2 protein-coding genes are annotated in these 3,343 nt (G+C 67.2%); both read right to left on the bottom strand.

The features are described from left to right. Positions 1 to 347: 347 nt before the first annotated feature. Complete coding sequence (locus tag AC5LUJ_RS24000; protein WP_493465843.1) at positions 348 to 1,376, bottom strand: hypothetical protein; 1,029 nt, start codon at positions 1,374 to 1,376, stop codon at positions 348 to 350. A 99-nt stretch (positions 1,377 to 1,475) separates the two neighbouring features. Then, a partial coding sequence (locus AC5LUJ_RS24005) for a PD-(D/E)XK nuclease family protein (protein WP_493465844.1) occupies positions 1,476 to 3,343 on the bottom strand: 1,868 nt, incomplete at its 5' end.

Genomic DNA, 3,343 nt, shown 5'->3' on the forward strand with positions numbered 1-3,343 from the left:
CTCCCGACCGAATCCCGCCCGGCCACAACACCTCCGGCGACACCGCTACCGGCCGCCCCCGCCGCATCCGATCCATCCGCCTCCACCCCGTCCAGCCTGTCCGTACCGTCCGCGGCAGCACCATCGAACCGCCGGACAAGTACGCGAACGGAGCGGTGACGCACTTGCCGACCTCGCACACTTCACGTTTCCCCGTCACGGCTCCACCCACGGCCCTTTCCTCGCTCGACGAGGCGAGATAACCACCCACGCAGACCATGATTGGCACGAGTTTGTCGCTGTGTACGCTTTTTGGCTGTGTCAGCGTACACAGCGACAAACTCGTGCCGATCTTCTTAGGCGGCCGGCTACCGTCCGATCGCCTGCTGGTACTTCTCCCGCAACGCTTTGTCCTCCGAGAAGAAATGCTCCAGCAACTCATCCAGGTAACCTAGCTCGGGCGTCTGCCGCGGCGGAAAGAGGTGCTTCTCTATCTGGAAGGTCCCGTCGCCAAGGTTGTACATCGTGTACAGACCCAGCTTCAGCCTGTCGAGTTCCGGCCAGATGTCCTCGCGTAGTGCCAGTTCAGCCTCGGGAGAAGCCGTTTCGACGACGAGACTCGGGTAGTGCGCCCACCGGCCGTGCGCCGCCGCCTCATAGAGCGATTCCAGCCGGTTGGCCTCCGACGCCCTTTTGATCTCGAAGGACGAGATCGTGAGTTCGACGTCGGGCAGCAGGGGTGAGCTCCACACCTCAACCGCGGCCACGTCGGGCCGGGACCACTGACCGCTGGCCCGGGCCCGGCCACGCGCGGTCGCGGTCTCGCGCACGTGGCCGAACGTGAGCGTTCTGGTGTCGAGGTCGCTCCGGTACCAGTCGACGAACGGCTGGTACAGCTCGGACTCCCGGTGAACCAGCTGCCCGGGGCCCGCGGGCGTGAGCCTGGCGTCGTCCAGCGAGGTTGCGGGCACCTCGGCGTCCGGTGACTGGAGCGCGTCGTCCGCGCGGGCGAGCGTGCCGCCACGGCCCCGTCCCGGGCGGACGAGGCCAGCGGCCTTGAGCTCCTCCACGGCCGCCCGATAACGATCGTTGGTAAGCCTGACCAGGCCGCGGAGCTGCAGACCACCGATGGCGCTGCCGTCCGGCGGAAGCCGGTCGAAGATCTGGTGTGCGTCGGCGGACATCTCCGGCTGGAGGCGGGCGTTGCCGTCGCCGGCGTCCGCTCGGCGAATCCGCCGTCCCTCCAGGACCGCCAGCCCGGCCGTGACAAGCTCCTCCACGACGGCGGCGAACTGCGTGTCACCCCGTATCTTCAGGCGGTTCTGCAACGGACCGCAGTTGGACCAGGTGGGGCCGATCTCCGCGTACAGCCGTGCCGCAGCCCTGGACAGTGCCATCCCGCCCCCGTCATCTCTCGGAATCGTCACTCGCGATATCTGGACATATCTGGATACCAGAAGGTACAGATGATTTTACTGATTCTTGTCCGGCCTCCGTCAGGCAGGCTTGTCGCGGCAGATGCCGGCGAGGTCGCAGGTAGCGCATGCCTTGCACCAGTGCCGGTGGCGTGGCAGGTCGTTGGCGCGCAGCGCCTCCCCCGCGTTCCGGATCTTGTTCTGGATGTCGCCGAGCAGGGACTCGTCGACGACTTCGCGGGTGCTCCGGGAACGCTCGTCGAGGTTGAGCACCTCCACCAGGTCGGCCCGCCGGCCGGTGAGCTCCTGGTAGCCGAGGACGTAGACGTGCAGCTGGTCGCGGGTGACCTCCTCGGCCTGGGCCCGCTCGGTGGACTTGAAGTCCACGATCGAGGTCTCGTTGGTGTCCAGGCGGCGGATGAGGTCGATCCGGCCGTCCACCGTGATGCCCGGGGCGACCCGTACCTGTACCTGCTGCTCGCTGTGCAGGGTCTGCCCGAGGATTCCCCGGTTCTCGGCGAGGTAGCGGCTGACGGCCTTGCGGGCGGCATCGCGGAGCTGCTCCCGCAGCGCCGGATAGGCGAACGGGACGTTCAGGTGCCGGTCGACCAGGTCCGCGACCTCGGCGGCCGAGGCCAGATCACCGTCGATGGCCCGCTTGTGGATTTCCGCCATGACGTCGTGGACGGACTTGCCGTAGCCGAGCGCCTCATGGATCGGCGGGTTGAATCCATAGAGGAAACGCAACTTGAACTGGTACGGGCACTCGAACAGATATTTCAGCTCGCTGAAGCTCAGGGTGACATCCGGCAGCTCGTGCCGCGGGCGCGGTTCCAGCCGCGCGACCGTCCGCACCGGGGGTGCCGCGGTGAGCACGTTCGGGTTGCGGGTCGCCAGATCGAAGAACACCGATCGCCTGGCGTACATGGATGACCCTCCGGGCGAGAAGGACAGCGCCAGGTATTTCTGCGCCCGGGTGACGGCAACATAGAACAGCCGGGCCTCGTCGGCTTCGGTGCCCCGGTAGCGTTCCGCGTCCGGCACCGCGTTCTCGGGTATGACGTGGAAGACGTTTATCCCGCCCTGCCGCTTCGACGGGAAGCGGTTCTTCCGCAGGGCGGGGACGAACACCGCCGGCCACTGCATCCCCTTGGCCTGGTGGACGGTGGCGATGGTCACCGCGTCGGGGGTGGCGTATCCGACGTCGGCGTCGCTTTCCGCGTAGTAGCCGGGGGCATGGTGGGTCAGCCACCGCACGAAGCCCTCGTATTTCCTGGCCGGGTCGGACTGGAAGTGGATCTGCTCGAAGTCCGAGATCGCCTGGCTGAACTTGCCGAGGTTGTAGAACACCAGCTCGCCGCGCACCGTGCCGTCCGCCGACGGGACGGTGTCCTCCCGCAGGCCGACGGCCTCGAGGAAGTCGAGGTAGGTCCGCTGCAGGGTGTAGGAACCCCAGCGGGCGCCCGGCTGCCAGTTCTTCGCCTCGTCGAGAACTTTCAGCCCGGCGGTCAGATCCGCGGCGTCGAGACCGATATCAGCGGCATTCCAGGAATCGCGCACATCGTCCGCGCCGGATTCACCGATGATGTAGCTGAACGCCGTCACACAGGCCTGGATCTCCGGCGCGTCGAACAGCCGGGCGAGACCTTTGATGACGTAGGGAATGTCCCGCCGTTTCAGTTCGGCGACGAGTGGGTCGGCGTCCTTGGCGACGCTGCGGAACAGGACGGCCATGTCCGACCAGCTCAGGCCGCGCGGCGCCTCGTCCCGGTCGTCCCGGAAAGGGGTTCCCCGCAGGGCTGCGATCCGGTCGCATATCCACACCGCCTCGTCGTCGGCGCCGCTGAACTCGACCGCGAGCAGATCGCCGCGGTCGAACTCCTGGTGGCCGGACGCGACCATGTTCTTGGCCAGCCTGTCGTCGACAAGGGTCTCGGCGACCGTCTGCG

It is taken from the genome of Protofrankia sp. CiP1_Cm_nod3 (assembly GCF_982290655.1).